The sequence below is a fragment of the Cupriavidus sp. 291-E7 genome (genome assembly GCF_057798835.1).
The window spans coordinates 1-15,748 of the sequence record NZ_JBYOJV010000003.1 but is presented as its reverse complement, the minus strand read 5'-3'; the positions used below and the strand labels follow the sequence as shown (position 1 = coordinate 15,748).

The 15,748-nt window shown below is 61.9% G+C and carries 15 protein-coding genes and 1 pseudogene; 8 read left to right on the top strand and 8 right to left on the bottom strand.

Annotated elements, in window-relative coordinates:
* The first annotated feature begins 1 nt into the window (after window position 1).
* The 6 genes and pseudogenes from urtD (at window position 2) to AC3FLX_RS05990 (ending at window position 5,143) form a co-directional block, all read left to right on the top strand.
* Window positions 2-745: an urea ABC transporter ATP-binding protein UrtD gene (urtD, locus tag AC3FLX_RS06015; RefSeq protein WP_488694768.1), complete on the top strand. Its 744-nt coding sequence runs from the start codon at window positions 2-4 to the stop codon at window positions 743-745.
* Between the two features lie 30 nt (window positions 746-775).
* Window positions 776-1,465 (top strand): urea ABC transporter ATP-binding subunit UrtE, encoded by a 690-nt coding sequence (gene urtE, locus AC3FLX_RS06010; protein WP_488694766.1) that lies wholly within the window; start codon window positions 776-778, stop codon window positions 1,463-1,465.
* Between the two features lie 47 nt (window positions 1,466-1,512).
* Window positions 1,513-2,745, top strand: a complete 1,233-nt coding sequence (gene fmdA, locus AC3FLX_RS06005) for a formamidase (protein WP_488694764.1) — start codon at window positions 1,513-1,515, stop codon at window positions 2,743-2,745.
* 24 nt (window positions 2,746-2,769) lie between these two features.
* A pseudogene (locus AC3FLX_RS06000) lies at window positions 2,770-2,892 on the top strand (zinc ribbon domain-containing protein); the annotation flags it as partial.
* A gap of 376 nt (window positions 2,893-3,268) precedes the next feature.
* Window positions 3,269-4,495, top strand: coding sequence for an MFS transporter (locus tag AC3FLX_RS05995; RefSeq protein ID WP_488694762.1), 1,227 nt, complete (start codon window positions 3,269-3,271; stop codon window positions 4,493-4,495).
* Window positions 4,496-4,708: 213 nt separating this feature from the next.
* A complete protein-coding gene (locus tag AC3FLX_RS05990; RefSeq protein ID WP_488694760.1) occupies window positions 4,709-5,143 on the top strand; it encodes a hypothetical protein in 435 nt (144 codons plus the stop codon).
* A gap of 63 nt (window positions 5,144-5,206) precedes the next feature.
* On the opposite strand, the gene AC3FLX_RS05985 is transcribed toward AC3FLX_RS05990, so the two are convergent.
* The 6 genes from AC3FLX_RS05985 to AC3FLX_RS05960 all read right to left on the bottom strand — a co-directional run bounded on the left by AC3FLX_RS05985 (window position 5,207) and on the right by AC3FLX_RS05960 (window position 10,944).
* Window positions 5,207-6,178 carry a Bug family tripartite tricarboxylate transporter substrate binding protein gene (locus tag AC3FLX_RS05985; protein ID WP_488694758.1) on the bottom strand — a complete coding sequence of 324 codons (972 nt, stop codon included), beginning with the start codon at window positions 6,176-6,178 and terminating at the stop codon, window positions 5,207-5,209.
* 100 nt (window positions 6,179-6,278) lie between these two features.
* Window positions 6,279-6,791, bottom strand: coding sequence for a 2,4'-dihydroxyacetophenone dioxygenase family protein (locus tag AC3FLX_RS05980; RefSeq protein WP_488694756.1), 513 nt, complete (start codon window positions 6,789-6,791; stop codon window positions 6,279-6,281).
* Between the two features lie 55 nt (window positions 6,792-6,846).
* Window positions 6,847-7,815, bottom strand: a complete 969-nt coding sequence (locus AC3FLX_RS05975; RefSeq protein WP_488694754.1) for a Bug family tripartite tricarboxylate transporter substrate binding protein — start codon at window positions 7,813-7,815, stop codon at window positions 6,847-6,849.
* Window positions 7,816-8,055: 240 nt separating this feature from the next.
* Window positions 8,056-9,033, bottom strand: a complete 978-nt coding sequence (locus tag AC3FLX_RS05970; protein WP_488694752.1) for a zinc-binding dehydrogenase — start codon at window positions 9,031-9,033, stop codon at window positions 8,056-8,058.
* 161 nt (window positions 9,034-9,194) lie between these two features.
* Window positions 9,195-10,226 carry a LacI family DNA-binding transcriptional regulator gene (locus tag AC3FLX_RS05965; protein ID WP_488694750.1) on the bottom strand — a complete coding sequence of 344 codons (1,032 nt, stop codon included), beginning with the start codon at window positions 10,224-10,226 and terminating at the stop codon, window positions 9,195-9,197.
* Window positions 10,227-10,401: 175 nt separating this feature from the next.
* Window positions 10,402-10,944: a VOC family protein gene (locus AC3FLX_RS05960; protein WP_488694748.1), complete on the bottom strand. Its 543-nt coding sequence runs from the start codon at window positions 10,942-10,944 to the stop codon at window positions 10,402-10,404.
* Between the two features lie 209 nt (window positions 10,945-11,153).
* On the opposite strand from AC3FLX_RS05960, the gene AC3FLX_RS05955 reads away from it, so the two are divergent.
* Window positions 11,154-11,933, top strand: coding sequence for an SDR family NAD(P)-dependent oxidoreductase (locus AC3FLX_RS05955; protein ID WP_488694746.1), 780 nt, complete (start codon window positions 11,154-11,156; stop codon window positions 11,931-11,933).
* An 85-nt stretch (window positions 11,934-12,018) separates the two neighbouring features.
* Window positions 12,019-12,453: an ester cyclase gene (locus tag AC3FLX_RS05950; RefSeq protein ID WP_488694744.1), complete on the top strand. Its 435-nt coding sequence runs from the start codon at window positions 12,019-12,021 to the stop codon at window positions 12,451-12,453.
* A 75-nt stretch (window positions 12,454-12,528) separates the two neighbouring features.
* Here the strand turns inward: AC3FLX_RS05950 and AC3FLX_RS05945 are convergent, their stop codons facing one another.
* Both AC3FLX_RS05945 and AC3FLX_RS05940 read right to left on the bottom strand, forming a co-directional pair.
* Window positions 12,529-14,289 (bottom strand): methyl-accepting chemotaxis protein, encoded by a 1,761-nt coding sequence (locus AC3FLX_RS05945; RefSeq protein ID WP_488694742.1) that lies wholly within the window; start codon window positions 14,287-14,289, stop codon window positions 12,529-12,531.
* A 478-nt stretch (window positions 14,290-14,767) separates the two neighbouring features.
* On the bottom strand, window positions 14,768-15,748 hold a 981-nt coding region (locus tag AC3FLX_RS05940; protein ID WP_488694740.1), incomplete at its 5' end, for an autotransporter outer membrane beta-barrel domain-containing protein.

The window sequence follows — 15,748 nt, the reverse complement described above, 5'->3', positions numbered from 1 at the left end:
CATGAGCAACACCGATTTCATGCTGGCTGTGGAGGACCTTTCCGTGTCGTTCGACGGATTCAAGGCCATCGACAACCTTACGCTGTATGTCGACCGGGACGAACTGCGCGTGATTATTGGCCCGAACGGCGCGGGCAAGACCACATTACTTGACCTGGTGTGCGGCAAGACCCGCGCGAGCGGCGGCAGCATCAAGTTCGCAAACCGTGAAATGACGGGTCTGCCCGAGTACGAGATCGTGCGCGCCGGGGTGGGCCGCAAGTTTCAAACGCCTTCGATCTACGAAAACCTCAGCGTGTTCCAGAACCTGGCGGTGTCGTTTCCACGCGGACGCGGCGTTTTTGGCGCCCTGGCATTCCGCACAAGTGATGAGGTGCGCCAGCGTGTGGACGACGTGGCCACCGAGATCGGCCTGCGCGACGCGCTGGACCGCGAGGCCGCGCAGCTGTCCCACGGCCAGAAGCAATGGCTGGAGATCGGCATGCTGCTGATGCAGGAACCGCAATTGCTGATGCTTGACGAGCCGATCGCCGGCATGAGCGTGCGCGAACGCGAACTCACGGCGGAGCTGCTCAAACGCATCAGCAAGGGACGCGCCGTGATCGTGATCGAGCATGACATGGATTTCGTACAGCAGATCGCGGACAAGGTCACCGTGATGCACCAGGGAAAGATCCTGGCGGAAGGATCGATGGCGCAGGTCCAGAACGACCCGCGCGTCATTGACGTCTACCTGGGCCACTGAGCGCCCCGCAATGGAACGGAGGACATTCACATGCTGACCGTCGACAACGTGGTAGTGAACTACGGCCAGAGCGAGGCGCTGCACGGCGTCTCGTTCACCGCCGCGCAAGGCGAGACCGTTGCCATCATGGGCCGCAACGGCATGGGCAAGACCACACTCTTCAAGGCCATGATCGGCATGCTTCCGTTGCGCACGGGCCAGGTCTGCGTGAACGGCCACGACGTCTCGCGCGATGAAAGCTACAGGCGCGTGCGCGCCGGCATCGGCTATGTACCGCAGGGACGCATGATCTTCTCGCACCTGACCGTCGAGGAAAACATCTTGACCGGCATGGAGCAGGGCAAGACGCGGCGCATTCCCGACGAGATTTTTGCCATGTTCCCGGTGCTGTTCGATATGCGTCGCCGCAAAGGCGGCAACCTGTCCGGCGGCCAGCAGCAGCAACTGGCCATCGCGCGCGCGCTGGTATCCAACCCGAAGGTGTTGCTGCTCGATGAGCCTACCGAGGGCATCCAGCCATCGATCGTCAAGGACATTGCGCGAGCGCTCAACGAAATCCGGCGCACGCGCGACATCACGATCGTGTTTTCCGAACAGGTCCTGAGTTTCGCGCTGGATGTAGCGGACCGCCTGTTCGTCATCGAGGGCGGACGCTTCGTACATGAGACGCCACGTCACGGCACCGACGTGGCGCACATCCGCGAATACCTGTCCGTCTGATCCCGCCAGCTTCTATCCATCCCCGCACTTAACCAGGAGGCAATGTCATGACCGATACGCTGATCCAGGTCGATCTCGCCCAATCGCCCTACGAGAATCCGAACGTCCACAACCGGTGGCACCCCGATATCCCCATGACGTGCTGGGTCAAGCCAGGCGACGACTTTATTCTGGAGACCTACGACTGGACAGGCGGCTTTATCAAGAACAACGATTCCGCCGATGACGTGCGTGATATCGACCTGTCGATCGTCCACTTCCTGTCCGGCCCCGTGGGCGTCGAAGGTGCGGAGCCCGGCGACCTGCTGGTGGTGGACCTGCTCGACATCGGTGCCAAGCCCGACAGTCAGTGGGGCTTCAATGGTTTCTTTTCGAAGCAGAACGGCGGCGGTTTCCTGACCGACCACTTCCCGCAGGCGCAGAAATCCATCTGGGACTTTCATGGCATGTTCACGTCTTCGCGCCATATCCCCGGCGTGAACTTTGCCGGACTGATTCACCCCGGCCTGATTGGTTGCCTGCCCGACAAGGCCATGCTTGAGACCTGGAACAAGCGCGAGGCCGATCTGCTTGCCACGGACCCGAACCGTGTACCGGCGTTGGCCAATCCGCCTTTCGCCGCCACGGCGCACATGGGCAAGCTGCAGGGCGATGCGCGCAACCAGGCGGCAGCCACGGGCGCCCGCACCGTGCCCCCACGCGAACATGGCGGCAACTGCGACATCAAGGATCTCTCGCGCGGTGCCAAGGTCTATTTCCCGGTCTACGTGGACGGCGCCGGCCTGTCGGTGGGCGACCTTCACTTCTCGCAGGGCGATGGCGAAATCACGTTCTGTGGCGCGATCGAAATGGCCGGCTGGGTCCACATGCGCGTCACGCTAATCAAGGACGGCATGGCCAAGTACGGCATTCGCAATCCGATCTTCAAACCCAGCCCGATCACGCCGAGCTATAACGACTACCTGATCTTCGAAGGCATTTCGGTGGATGAATCGGGCAAGCGGCATTTCCTGGACGTGAACGTCGCCTACCGCCAGGCCTGCCTCAACGCGATCGAGTACCTCACCAAATTCGGCTACTCGCGCGCGCAGGCGTATTCGATCCTGGGAACCGCGCCGGTCCAGGGCCACATCAGTGGCGTGGTCGATGTGCCGAACGCCTGCGCCACGCTATGGTTGCCGACGCAGATCTTTGACTTCGACATTCGGCCAAGCGCGAGCGGACCCACGAAGATGATCCAGGGCACCGTGGATCTGCCGCTCTCGCCGGACCTTACCTGACACCGCCGCCCTGCCGGAGCCGATATGCCTACCTATGACTATCAATGCGATGACTGTGGCACGTTCACCGTGCTACGTCCGATGACGCGGCGTGACGAGCCGGCGCCCTGCCCCGGCTGCGGCACGGCCGCCCCGCGCGCGCTGATAGCCGCGCCTGCGCTCGGCAGGCTGAGCACGGCGGCCCGTGCTGCCCACTCGCTCAACGAGCGCAGCGCATCGTCACCGAAGGAAAGGACCTTGCATGGCGCCGGATGTGGGTGCTGCAAGACGGCAAAGGTGGCCAGGCCGCCGGACGCGGTCAGGCAATCCGAAGGCAGGCCCTGGATGATCAGTCATTGATCGGCGCGTTTTTCGGCATCGCCCGCGACTGAAGGCGCAGTCGATGCCGGAACATGCGATATGTCAGGCACTTGCGCGGTGAGTTCGCTATATCTGTAGAGATCTCCACAGCGTTGAAACGGGGACTACGACCCACTAAGCTGGGCGAACGACTCCTGTTCAATCTTTCCCCAATGGGTGCCGCGTGAATCGCTCCACGCCTTCAGGTCTTGTGCTGCCGCCCCGAACCGACGCGAGCATCATCCCGCTGCTTGCCGGACGGTCGTTGCGTGGCTTCTGCGATGGCTTCATTGCAGTGCTCCTGCCCGCGTACCTGCTAGCCCTCGGCTTCGACCAACTCGCGGTGGGGCTGATCAGTAGCGCCACGCTGATCGGCTCCGCGCTTGCCACGATCCTGGTCGGACTCATCGGGCATCGCTTCCAGCAACGGCGCCTGCTGATGTCCGCGGCCGTCCTGATGGCGGTCACTGGTGCGGCCTTTGCGTGCCAGTCATCGCTCTGGCCGCTATTGATCATCGCCTTCGTCGGCACCCTGAACCCAAGTTCGGGGGACGTCAGCGTGTTCCTGCCATTGGAGCAGGCACGACTGGCCGAGGCCGCGACGCCCGATTCACGCACAGCGCTGTTCGCGCGCTACGGCCTTGCGGGTTCCCTGTCCGCCGCGTTTGGGGCGCTGGCCGCCGCAATTCCGGGTTGGATCGCCAGCCATGCCGGCCTGTCGTTTCTGGACGCCGTGCGTCTGATGTTCGCCGTCTACACCGTGTCAGGCATCGCACTCTGGGCACTCTATGCGAGGCTGCCCGATCCACATCCGCAGTCGACGTCGACACCCGCGCCGCTGGGGCCGTCACGCCGCATTGTCGTGCGGCTGGCGATGCTGTTCAGCGTGGACGCATTCGCGGGTGGCCTGGTCGTCAATGCCCTGCTATCGCTTTGGCTGATGCAGCGTTTCGGCTTGTCTCCCGGGGCGGCGGGACAGTTCTTCTTCTGGGCGGGACTACTGACCACCGCGTCCCAGCTTGCGGCCGTCCCGCTCGCCCGCAAAATCGGGCTATTGAACACGATGGTGTTCACGCACATCCCGTCCAGCGCGTTTCTGATTGCCGCCGCATTCGCGCCGTCGTTGCCGCTGACGTTGCTGTTGCTGCTGGCGCGCAGCGCACTGTCTCAAATGGATGTGCCAACGCGGACGGCGTTCGTGATGGCAGTGGTAACCCCCGCCGAGCGAAGCGCGGCAGCAAGTCTGACGGCGGTGCCGCGCAGTCTCGCCGCCGCCATCAGCCCGGTGCTTGCTGGTGGACTCATGGCACTAGGCTGGACGGGTGCGCCACTACTGGCCTGCGGCTTGTTGAAGATCGGCTATGACCTGACCCTTCTGGCCGCCTTCAGGCACATAAAACCGTCGAACTGACGGAATCCGCGCCAGTCGGCGCAAACGTTGAACAAGCCGAGGCAACGCGCCAGATGCTCGGCCGCCACTGACTTTCCCCCTTTTTAGTTCTTGCGGGCCAGCGGGCAACCACTGTATATTTATACAGTTGTCGCCGCACCCCGGAAAAGCTGGCTCCCGTAGCCAAGCCCGTGCGGCGACCGCGCCTTCTTTCCCCCACCTCGAAAGGTAATCATGTTCGTGGACCGCACCGAAATCATCAACGCCGCCAAGGCACTGCGCGCCAGCCAGGAAGAATCCAGGTACAGCAAGCTCGTCGCGCTCGCGAACAAGCAACTCAAGGCAATGCAGACGGCGATCCAGAGGGGCAAGGAAGAGTTCGAGACCAGCCTGGTACTCGATATCAACGAAGAAAATCCGCAAGCAGCGCTGGAACCGCGAGCGCAACGCCTTGCCGACGACCTCAGAACGCAGGGCTACACCGCGACGGTGACCACGTTTGCGGAGGCCAGCGCCGACCGCAAGAACTGGACGCCGAATGTCACGGTTGCCATTGGTCTGGGCGATATGGTTTCCGAAGTCGACAACGCGATAACGGAAAGCATGGTGACCGACGAGACGGAAGTCGCACTGGCTAGCGAAGCCGCCAGCGAATTGGCCGCGGCGTAGTCTCTTGCGGCGACAAAGCCTGTCGCCGCTCCATCCGCTCAAGCATCAATCGAATCCATCGAATCAATCGAGGCTGATATTGGCCTCCTTTGCCACGCCCTTCCAGACTTCGATTTCGCGGAGATTCACCGCGGCTTGCTCCGGACCGCCAAGGTAGTCCGGGGTGATGCCCCAATCGTTCATCTTCGACTTGACGGATGCGTCCTCCAGCGTCTCCTTCAACGCGGCGGAAAGCTTGTCGGTGATCGGCTTGGGTGTTCCAGGAGGTGCGTACATCGCCCAGCCGGTCCATTGATCGAAGTCGACGCCCTGCTCCTTGTACGTCTTCACGTTAGGGAAATTCGAGGTGCGCCGCGTACACATCGCCAGCGCCTTGATCTTCCCGGTCTTCACGGCAGCAGTACCTGACCCGATATCTAGCCAACCTACCTTGATCACGTCGCCCATCATCGCGGTCATGACGGCCGCACCGCCTTTGAACGGGATATGATCAAGCTTGATGCCAGCCTTCTGCGACAGGACTTCCGCGCAGAAGTGTCCGGTCGAGCCCTGGCCCCAGGTGCCGTACTGAATGGGCTTCTGGCTGCGTTTGGCCAGTTCCACAAGTTCGGAAAGATTGTTGGCGGGGAGATCGTTCGTCGCGACCAGGATGATGGGAGACGTCCCCACGCGAGCAATGGTCGCCAGCTTGGTCGGGTCATACGGCAACTGCTGGTACACCGCCGGAGCCAGGGTCGTCGTCGTCATCGTACCGAGGGCGATCGTATAACCATCCGGTTTCGCATGCGCCAACTGACCGATTGCGATTGTGCCGGCAGCACCCGCGATGTTCTCGACGACGAACGATTGCTTGAGCCGCTTCCCCAGTTGCTCCCCGAGCAGACGGCCGAAGGCATCCGCACCGCCGCCCGCAGCGGATGGGACGATCAGTCTGATCGGACGATTCGGGTAGTTGCTGCCGGAATCGGCAGCGCCAGCACCTGCGACAACGAACATGCCGATGGCCAGCAGGCCATAGTGCAAACCTCGCTTCATGGGAATGTCTCCGTTTGCTTTCGCTTTTTAATTTTGCTTTCTATTTATGGAAAAACTTGTCGCATCCTCCGCACGGGTGATCCGCTGCTCCGGTGCGGATTTACTTATTGCCCGTGATCTCCGCACCCCCTTTCGGCCGGATATAGCGGGGAATGGGTAAGCCTGCCTTTCGGGCAGCGGCAAGAATGCCTTCTTCGATCGCACCGGCATCCCGGACACTCTGAAACTGGCCCTCTTCGTCGAAGATGACATTGGCGCCATACACGACCATGAAGCCTTCGGCGGCCTCTTTGGCGTCCGCCGGGACCGAAAACGTATGGACGGAGCCGCCCGGCTCGTACAGGTAGCTGCCGGCCGTCTGCGGATCTTCGGGGTATTCGACGTAGTTCCACTGCCCCTTGGTGGTGAAGAAGTGGACCGTACCCGTATGGAAATGCGCAGGCAGTCGGGTACCCGGCTCGAACTTTCCATACAGCACCCAGATGCCGTTTTCCCGATCGAGGAACAGCGGGATGATCGTGGAACCCGGCTCGGACCCGGGAAACTCGTGCGAATCGTGGATGTTGACCGACAGCAGGCGGTCCTGGTGTGTCACAACCTTCGGCAATGCCATTGCAAATCTCCAAGAATTTTTTGTGGGGAATAACGTTGTGACGGCGCCCTGGCCATCAATCCAGCCTGATGTTGGCGTCCTGCGCGATGCGCTTCCATACCTGGACGTCGCGCGCATTGACGCTTGCCTGTTCACTACCGGTTACGAAATCTGGCGTGATGCCGAGATCGGCCATCTTGCTCGTGACGGCAGGGTCTTTGAGCGTGTCCCTGACTGCGGCGGTCAGCTTGTCGGCAATCGGCCGGGGCAGTCCCGCCGGCGCGAACATCGCCCAACCCGTCCACTGGTCGAAGTCCACGCCTTGCTCCTTGTAGGTCGCCACGTTCGGGAAATTGGCGGTGCGGCGCGTGCACATCGCCAGCGCCTTGATCTTTCCGGTCTTGACGGCGGAAGTGCCACTGCCAATATCGAGGAAGCCTACCTTCACCACGCCACCCAGCATGGCCGTCACGACCGGCGACGATCCCTTGAACGGAATGTGATCAAGCTTGATGCCTGTCTTCTGCGCCAGCACCTCCGCGCAGAAATGTCCGGTGGAGCCAAGCCCCCAGGTGCCGAACTGCAACGGGGTGGAACTCTTCTTCGCCACTTCGACGAGTTCTTTCAGGTTGTTCGCGGGAAAGTCCTTCGTTGCGACCAGGATGATTGGCGAGGTGCCGACCCGGGCGATGGTGGTGAGGTCTTTGACGGGGTCGTAAGGCAGGTTGTGGTACACGGCGGGCGCCAGCGTGGTGCTGGTCATCGTGCCGAGACCGATCGTGTAGCCGTCGGGCGTCGACCGTGCGAGTTGGCCGATTGCGATGGTTCCCGCGGCGCCCGCGTTGTTTTCAACGACCAGCGGCTGCTTCAGGCGCCGGCCAAGCTGATCCGCCAGAATCCGTGCAAACACATCGCCGCCGCCTCCGGGGGCCGTCGGCACGATCAGGCGAATCGGCTTGTTCGGGTATGCACCCTCAGCGCGTACGGTCGAAAGCGGCGCCGCCACCAGAGCGGCGAGCAGCGTGAGGGCGGCAAATGTCTTCATGTCTTGTCTCCAACTATTTTGTGAGGCTGTCACGTTTTCCGCCGCTCTTTGCGGAATTGCAGAAACGTTTCCATTCATTGTGTGTCGCAGGTCCGGCTGAGCAAATGGTGGTTAACCCGTGACTGACTGCGTGATGTGTGCGATAGGCGTCGCGGCAACGGCGCGGCGCCCGGCAACAATGGACGTGAGACTTCGGGGGGCGTGCGGCGACGCCCCTTTAACGCTGGCGTACTTCAGGCGTTACGCATCCTGGATCAGCACGATCTTCCCGAAATGGGTGTTCTTACGCATCATTTCGCAGGCCTCCGCGGCTTGGGCCAACGGCAGGCGCGCATCGATGGGCAAGCGCAGTCGGCCTTCACGCAGCGCGGGCCAGAAATCGCGCTGGACCCGCCCGGCAATGTCGCCAAAGTCTTCCAGCGTTCGCGTCCGGAATGTCATACCGAGATACTCGATACGCCGCATCGAGTGCAGATCGAAGTCGAACTCGCCGGTCTCCCCTGCCATTCGGCCGATGTTCACGATACGGCCGCCGATACGCACCGCGCGCATGCTGTCGTTGATGAAAGGCCCCGCCAGAAAATCCACCAGCAGGTCAACGCCTTGCTCTTCGGTACAGGCCAGCACCTTCCTGGACCATTCGGGATCGTTGCTATCGAGCGCGACGTCGGCCCCGAACTCCGCAAGGCGCTCGCGCCGATCTGCTTTCGTGGATGTGCCGATGACAAGTTTCGCGCCGAAGTGTTTGGCCACCTGGAGAGCCATCAGGCCAACGCCGGACGAAGCACCCAGCACCATTACGGTCTGCCCCGCCTCCAGCTTCGCCACGTGGCGCATGGCCGTGTGCGTGGTCCGCAAGGCCACGGACAGGCAGGCAGCGGTCTCGTAGTCCATATCCTGTGAGGGGAACGGGAAAGCGCGACGCCAGTCAGCCACGGCATACTCGGCGAATGCGCCGAGACCCGAGCACATCACCTTGTCGCCCACCTTGTAGGCGGTGACTTCACTGCCGACTTCGACCACATCGCCCGACCACTCAAGCCCCAGCGGCGTTCCCGTCCCGCCGGCCGTGCCATGCGCCTTGCCGTCAACCAGAGCCAGGTCAGCACGATTCAGCGAACTCGCACGAACCTTCACAAGTATCTCGGTGGCTTTGGGGCGCGGGATGGCGGTTTCGATGAAGACCAGGCCGGACTCACCGCGGATTGCTGCTTTCATTACGTCTCTCTCCGTAGTCATTGCTTTACACGCAGTACCCGAATCGCACCGCATGAAATTCGAATCATTGTAGAAACGTTTCTACGGTAAACGCAAGTCAAACAGCGCAATAAAAAAGCCGCTTCTCCCGAAGCGGCTTCAGCGCACCTGATGAGCGTCGGTCAAGCCCTGGCTTTCTTTCGCTCCATGACCGGCCCGCACGATTCCCGCAGTACAAGCTGCGTTGCGATAACGATCGACTCCGGCTCGACCTCCGCGTCTCGTTCCAGCCGCTTCAGCATCAGTTGCGCAAGGGCGGTGCCCACGACGGAGAGATCCCATGTGAGCGAAGTAATCGACGGACTGAACAGTTGCGAAAGATCCGTATCCCCAATACTGATCACGCTGACGTCCCCCGGCACGACCCGCCCGGTATGGCGCATGCCCTGGAGCACCCCCGCAAGAATCCGGGTACCCAGACAAAGAAACGCGGTGGGGGCGTCGGGACCGGACATCAGCGATAGCGCCTCGCTGAACGCGAACTCCATCGCGGACTTCTCTGACCGTATCAGCTTTGGCACGGGCTTCAGCCCATGTTGCGCATAGGCAGCCTCGAATCCGGCGATGCGTTCACGCCCGGGGCGCAGCATGGTTCCGGGCGTCAGCAGTGCGATGCGCGTATGGCCAAGGTTCAGCAGGTACTGGGTCGCCTGCATCGCGCCCGCAAAGTGATCGACCTGCACGCCAGTACCGGATGGCCCGAAATCGCGGTCCAGGACGACCACCGGCATATGCTCGGCAATCTGCTCGAGCAGCTTGGGATTTTCCGATTCGCAAGGCCCCAGGATCAATCCGTCGACGCGCCGCCGGCGAAAGAGATCAATCAGATTTTTTTCCCGCTTGCCGTCGTTGTGCGTGCTCGCGATAAGGAGCGCGTAGCCTGCCGCTTGCAGCGCCTCTTCCACGGCCGTAATGATCTGTGCGTACAGCGGATTGGCCAGATCGGAGACCAGCAACCCTACGGCGCCGGAGGAGCGCGTCCGCATGCTCTGCGCAATCGCATCCGGCTCATATCCCAGACGGCGGGCCGCCTTCGTGACTGCCGCGATCGCGGCTTCACTGACGCGCCCTGCCCGGTTCAACGCACGCGATGCCGTGCCAATGGAAACGCCCGCCTCCTTGGCGACCTCTCGAATGGTGATGCGCGACGTCATGTCTGGCATCCTCCATGCAACTCCATTCGCAACATCGACTTTCTCCCTTTTTCGGCACAGCCACGGTGATGGCCAAGCCAATCTATTCTTGACGCCCCAGCGCTGTTCGATGGGGCGTCGCGCATTCTAGCGCAGCAGGAGAAGCCTATCCGCTTACCAGGTGGCGTCTCGCGGCCTAGCGCGGCGCGCCGATACGGCGGGTGTGCTCGCCCGTGCCGTCCCACGCCAGACCCGCCTGCCGCACTTCCGCAAAATATTCCGCCTTGCCGCCAGCCATTTCCGAAAGCTCGAACATGCCGCTTGGCAGTTCCGGGTTGACGAAGTACGCAAATCGACCGCGCGATCCCATGCGTCCGCCATGCCCTTCGACATAGCCGGCTTCCAGCAAGTGGGCAACGATTTCGTCGAAACGGTCTTCCGTCCAGTAGGCGATGTGCTGGGCACCCTCGCCGCCGCGCTTCAGGGAATCGAGGTACAGCGAAGGCGAATCGTCGCGCTGCTGAATCAGTTCGATCTGCAGATCGCCGGAATTTGCCAGGGCAATGGATAGCTTGGGCGGCGTCGCGACCTTGCCGTAGTAACGGAATTCGGTCGTGCCCACATCCTCTTTATAGAACCACGGTCCAACGCCCAACTTCTTCGACCAGTGGTCCATCGCCCGCTCGATGTCCGTCACGACGTAGCCAAGCTGTCGCACGCCTCCAAACAGAAAACTCATTGCTGTCTCCTTGTAAAAAATCTCGCCCGCTCTTGAAGAAACGTTTTCACACTATAGCAGCGGCATACGCGAATGCAGGTTGGTGTTAACCATGATTGCTCCTTTATAGCACAAGGAACAACAATGTTTCTGCGGTGTGGAAACGTTTCTTCATAAACTCCACAAGTTGCGATAAGAAGCGACTAAACATCCATATGGGAGACAAACGAATGACCCAGTTTTCGGAAAAAGTGGTGTTGGTGACAGGCGGTGCCAGTGGAATCGGCGCGGCAACGGCCCGGCTACTCGCGCAGCGCGGCGCAACGGTCTTCATCGGCGACCTGGCGGGCGGAAATGGCGAGAAGATGGCCACCGAAATTGGCGGCACGTTCCTGGCGCTGGACGTCACCAGCGAAGCGGCCTGGTCTCAGGCCGTCCAGACCATCCTTGACCGGCAGGGACGCCTGGATGTTCTGGTGAATGCTGCCGGGATCGTTGGCGACGTGGTGAATGGAACGATTGCCAATACCACGCTGGCCGAATTTCGTCGGGTAATGTCGGTCAACCTGGACGGCACCTTCCTCGGCTGTAAGGAATCACTGGCGGCCATGCGGAAGCACGGCACCGGGGCCATCGTCAATCTTGCGTCCGTGGGAGCGTACTACCCCACTACGCAAAGCGTGGCCTATGGCGCCAGCAAGGGCGCCGTGACCCAGCTCACCAAGACCGTGGCGCTGGCCGGTGCCGAGAACGGCAACCAGATCCGCTGCAACTCGGTCCACCCGGGCAAGACGGCCACGCCCATGCTGGAAACGATCTTCGACCAGTATCGACAACGGCAGGCTGCCGGCGGCGTCGACCCGCGCCCGGCGGGCCGGCGCATTCCACTTGGCGATGAAGGCAAGGCAGAAGACGTTGCGCACCTGATCGCCTTCCTGGCATCGGACGAGTCCGGCTATATCACCGGCGGCGAATTCACGGTCGATGGCGGCTGGCGCCTGCTGCGCTAGAACGCCCTGCGGCAAATCCCTCAGATTCGGCAGCGCAGCGCTGCCGAGCAGTTTCCCCATAAATCTCGATGATGGAGTATCAACAATGTCTGAAGCACTGAACGCCGCGCGTATCCAAACCGTGCGCGACCACATGGCCCTGGAATGCACCCATGAATGGGATGCGGTCATCGATACCTTCCAGCACCCGAGGTACGAAATGCATGCCACCGGCGCGGTGTTCGACGGCGAAGAAGAGGTGCGCGGCTACTTCGATTCGTCGCGCGAGAGCTTCCCGGATCTGGCCAACGAAATCATCGCCATTGCCGCTGCCGACGATACCGTTCTGGTCGAGTTCTGGCTCTCCGGCACGCACTTGGGCAACCTGAAGGCGAATGGCAAGATCTTCCCGCCAACTGGCCGCAAGTTCCGCGTCCGCATGGCGGCAACGTTCGAGTTCGCCAAGGACTCGGACAAGATCATCTGCGAGCGTCCGTACTCGGCTACGGATGCCAAGCTCCGCGCGCTGGGACTCGTCTGACCGCACGCGCGAAGACACATCCCCGGCGTCCACGCCAAGCCTCAGCCCCGTGGACGCCGGAGTACCTGGCCGCTGTCACCGCAAAAGCCGCTGCTCTTTCCATTGTGCTGAAGCCACGGTCCTGGGTCGGGTGCGGAAGTTCGACGCTGCATCGGGGGCCGCGATCGACGATGCGCCCGCTTCAAGTTTGAACACCCTTACGGCCTGGGCCAAGGTGCGCGCCTGTTCCTGCATGGACTGCGCCGCCGCGGATGCCTGCTCCACCAGGGCGGCGTTCTGCTGCGTGACCTCATCGATCTGCGCAATCGCCTGGTTGACCTGCTCAATCCCCGCGAACTGTTCCTGCGTGGCCGCCGTGATCTCGCCCATGAGGTCCGTCACACGCTTGACGCCCGAGACGATCTCTCCCATCGTGGCCCCCGCCTCCCCGACAAGCTGATTGCCCTGATCGACCTTCGCCACCGAGTCGTCGATCAACGTCTTGATCTCTTTCGCCGCTGCCGCGGACCGCTGCGCCAGCGCGCGCACCTCCCCCGCCACGACAGCAAACCCCCGGCCTTGCTCGCCAGCCCGCGCAGCTTCCACCGCCGCGTTGAGCGCCAGGATGTTAGTCTGGAACGCGATGCTCTCGATCACGCCGATGATGTCCACAACCTTCCTGGAGGACTCATTGATCGATCCCATCGTATCCACGACCTGCGACACCACGGCCCCACCCTTCACCGCCACTTCCGAGACCGTCACCGCCAACTGGCTGGCCTGTCTGGCGTTTTCGGTGTTTTGGCGAATCGTGCCGGTCAGTTCCTCGATCGACGCGGCAGTCTCCTCCAGCGAGGCCGCCTGCTCCTCGGTACGCGACGAGAGTTCGAGATTGCCTGCGGCAATCTGGTTCGATGCGGTGGCGATGGTGTCCGTACCGTTGCGCACATCGCCGACGATCTGCACCAGGCTTCCCTGCATGGTTTCCATCGCGTTCAACAGGTTTTCTTCCGATCCGCCCGCGGCGCGGATGGTGCTGGTCAGATCGCCGGCGGCGATGCGGTTCGCAACCTTGACCGCATACGCTGGCTCGCCGCCCAGTTGCTTCCTGATGCTGCTGGAAATGACAAACGCGATGCCCAGGCCCAGGAGCACCGCAACGCCGCCCAGGATCAGCACTTGCTGCTGCGATGCGCGTGAGAGGCGCAAGATCTCTTCACTCATGCGCGTGCTGCGCGCCGAGTGATAGGCCGTCATTTTCCCGATCGTGGCCACGTAATCGTTCAATACCGGCTCCAGACCCGAGCGCATCAGATTGCGGGCATTGTCTTCATTGACGGCCTGTTCCTTGAATACGCGGTCCCTCACGGCAAGATAGGCACTACGCTTTTCAGCGATCGTTGCGAACAGGCTGCTTTCCTCCGCCCCTTCCGCGACCGCTTCCAGCCGCTTCTGAATCTCGCTGATCCTGCCGCTGGTTTGCTTGATCTGAGCCTGAATCTGTTTCTTCCGCTCCGGGTCCGCGGTTTCCACGAGAATCATGGTGCGCGCGCCATTGGAATTGGTGCTGGCCGCCCATTCGGATGCCAGGCGCTCCTTCACGAGCACGTCGTCCATCATCGTCGTCATGACGCCGGAGCTGGCTTGCAGGCGCCACCAGGCAATGCCAACGATGATCGCCAACAGGATGAGTACAAAGAGGAAACCTGCCACCAGCCGGGTACTGACCCGTGTGTCCGCCAACTTCATCAAATGCTCCCCAAGGAATTCCTGCCCAAGGACGCAATGGTCTGGTGCCTGGGCAAAATGGCCGATCAAGACTGCTTCACTTCCGAGAAACCTGGCATCTATCCGCATCCGGCAAATCGCGATTCCCGTCGATCTTGTATTGATATGGGACGTTCGCGCTGCGCGCTTCCGAGCCGGCTAATTGCCGCCGACGCTCTCCTTCCCTGACCCAACAACTGGAAAGCAAAATGGGAAGAGAGTCTCAGTGACTAGACTCCGGTGGGTACATCCCGGTCAATAGTTATTTGCACCGATAAATTTGTGCGGCGCACATGCCGTCCGCTGCGGGTTCCGCGCAGCAAAATAGGTAGCGGCTTTCGGGAAAAGTGCCGCGCGACAAGGAACAGGCGCTGCAGAGCGGGATGGAAGCCCGTTCGCCACGGGGCCGCGAGCTTCGCCGACGGCGATGGATCGGGGCACGATCGCCCGAGATCAGGCGCGCGCGAGCGCAGCGCCGTTCGTTCACTCACCAATAAGCGTGCAAAAAAACCACTTCCGAAAGGAAGTGGCTCACCGCTCAAACCTTTAAAACGTTCGTAGTCGATTGCTAGAAACCACTACATGCGAACGGGGTATCCCGAACCATAGCGGCGATGGCCATTGCGACCAGCCAGGGGGACGCGCCACGACGATTCTCTGGCCCGCGCACGATAACGCGGGCCATGCGCTCCACCGACGCCTTACCAGCGGTAGCGGAAGCCGAACTTGGCGCCAATCGCGTTGCTATCGCCAAAGTTCTGCACGCTGTGTAGCGGTCATCGTCCCAGTTCAGCGATGCGCCGACACCCAGGCCAGCCCACAGCGCCTGCTCCTTGCTGACCACGCTGATGTCCGCCACTCGGGCCGAAGTGCCGTGCAGGAAGTCGTAGTACAGGTTGGTGATGCCGTACACGTGCGAGCGCTGCGTCTTGCCGTTAGCCGCCATCCACTTCGTCTCATGATCGAGCGAGACGCCCAGGCGCGAGACCAGGCTGTTGCCGTTGTCGCGCGAGACATTGGCGCCGTACTGGTCGGTGAACGCGTCGAAACGCACCTGCGACCACGCGAGCTGCGCCTGCGGCGTGACAGACCAGTTGCCGCCCAGCGCGAGCTGGTGGCCGGCTTCCACGCTGGTGGCCACACCGCTGCCGCGATTGCCATTGGCGAGCTTGGTTGCCAGCGTCGACGAGCGGATGTCGGTGTCGTACCACGTCACCGTGGCGCGGGCATCGACATACGAACCATTGTTGCCGTACCACGTTGCCGTACCGCCGAAGCCATAACCGGTGGCATCGATCGCGCCGTTGCCGAACATCGACGACACGTTGGAGTTGGCGATGCCGTAGTGGAACGTCGGACCTACCACCAGCGTGCCGGACTGGTTCTCGATGACCGGTGCATCCACGCCGCCTTCGAACTTCCACATGCGCACGTTGTAGCTGGCGCCGGTCGTGCTGGTCGACGGATCGATATGGGTGTTCGAACCTTCCACGCGCGCCCAGGCACCGCGGCCGATGATCGGCTTGCCGGCATCCTGCTCGGCCTGCAC

What these genes read in the sequence shown, in the direction of transcription:
- AC3FLX_RS05955 (WP_488694746.1), top strand. Translation starts at nt 11,154, where the DNA reads ATGACCCAGTTTTCGGAAAAAGTGGTGTTGGTGACAGGCGGTGCCAGT.
- fmdA (WP_488694764.1), top strand. Translation starts at nt 1,513, where the DNA reads ATGACCGATACGCTGATCCAGGTCGATCTCGCCCAATCGCCCTACGAG.
- AC3FLX_RS05965 (WP_488694750.1), bottom strand. Translation starts at nt 10,226, where the DNA reads ATGACGTCGCGCATCACCATTCGAGAGGTCGCCAAGGAGGCGGGCGTT.
- AC3FLX_RS05945 (WP_488694742.1), bottom strand. Translation starts at nt 14,289, where the DNA reads ATGCGGATAGATGCCAGGTTTCTCGGAAGTGAAGCAGTCTTGATCGGC.
- AC3FLX_RS05980 (WP_488694756.1), bottom strand. Translation starts at nt 6,791, where the DNA reads ATGGCATTGCCGAAGGTTGTGACACACCAGGACCGCCTGCTGTCGGTC.
- urtE (WP_488694766.1), top strand. Translation starts at nt 776, where the DNA reads ATGCTGACCGTCGACAACGTGGTAGTGAACTACGGCCAGAGCGAGGCG.
- AC3FLX_RS05975 (WP_488694754.1), bottom strand. Translation starts at nt 7,815, where the DNA reads ATGAAGACATTTGCCGCCCTCACGCTGCTCGCCGCTCTGGTGGCGGCG.
- AC3FLX_RS05970 (WP_488694752.1), bottom strand. Translation starts at nt 9,033, where the DNA reads ATGAAAGCAGCAATCCGCGGTGAGTCCGGCCTGGTCTTCATCGAAACC.
- AC3FLX_RS05985 (WP_488694758.1), bottom strand. Translation starts at nt 6,178, where the DNA reads ATGAAGCGAGGTTTGCACTATGGCCTGCTGGCCATCGGCATGTTCGTT.
- urtD (WP_488694768.1), top strand. Translation starts at nt 2, where the DNA reads ATGAGCAACACCGATTTCATGCTGGCTGTGGAGGACCTTTCCGTGTCG.
- AC3FLX_RS05960 (WP_488694748.1), bottom strand. Translation starts at nt 10,944, where the DNA reads ATGAGTTTTCTGTTTGGAGGCGTGCGACAGCTTGGCTACGTCGTGACG.
- AC3FLX_RS05990 (WP_488694760.1), top strand. Translation starts at nt 4,709, where the DNA reads ATGTTCGTGGACCGCACCGAAATCATCAACGCCGCCAAGGCACTGCGC.
- AC3FLX_RS05950 (WP_488694744.1), top strand. Translation starts at nt 12,019, where the DNA reads ATGTCTGAAGCACTGAACGCCGCGCGTATCCAAACCGTGCGCGACCAC.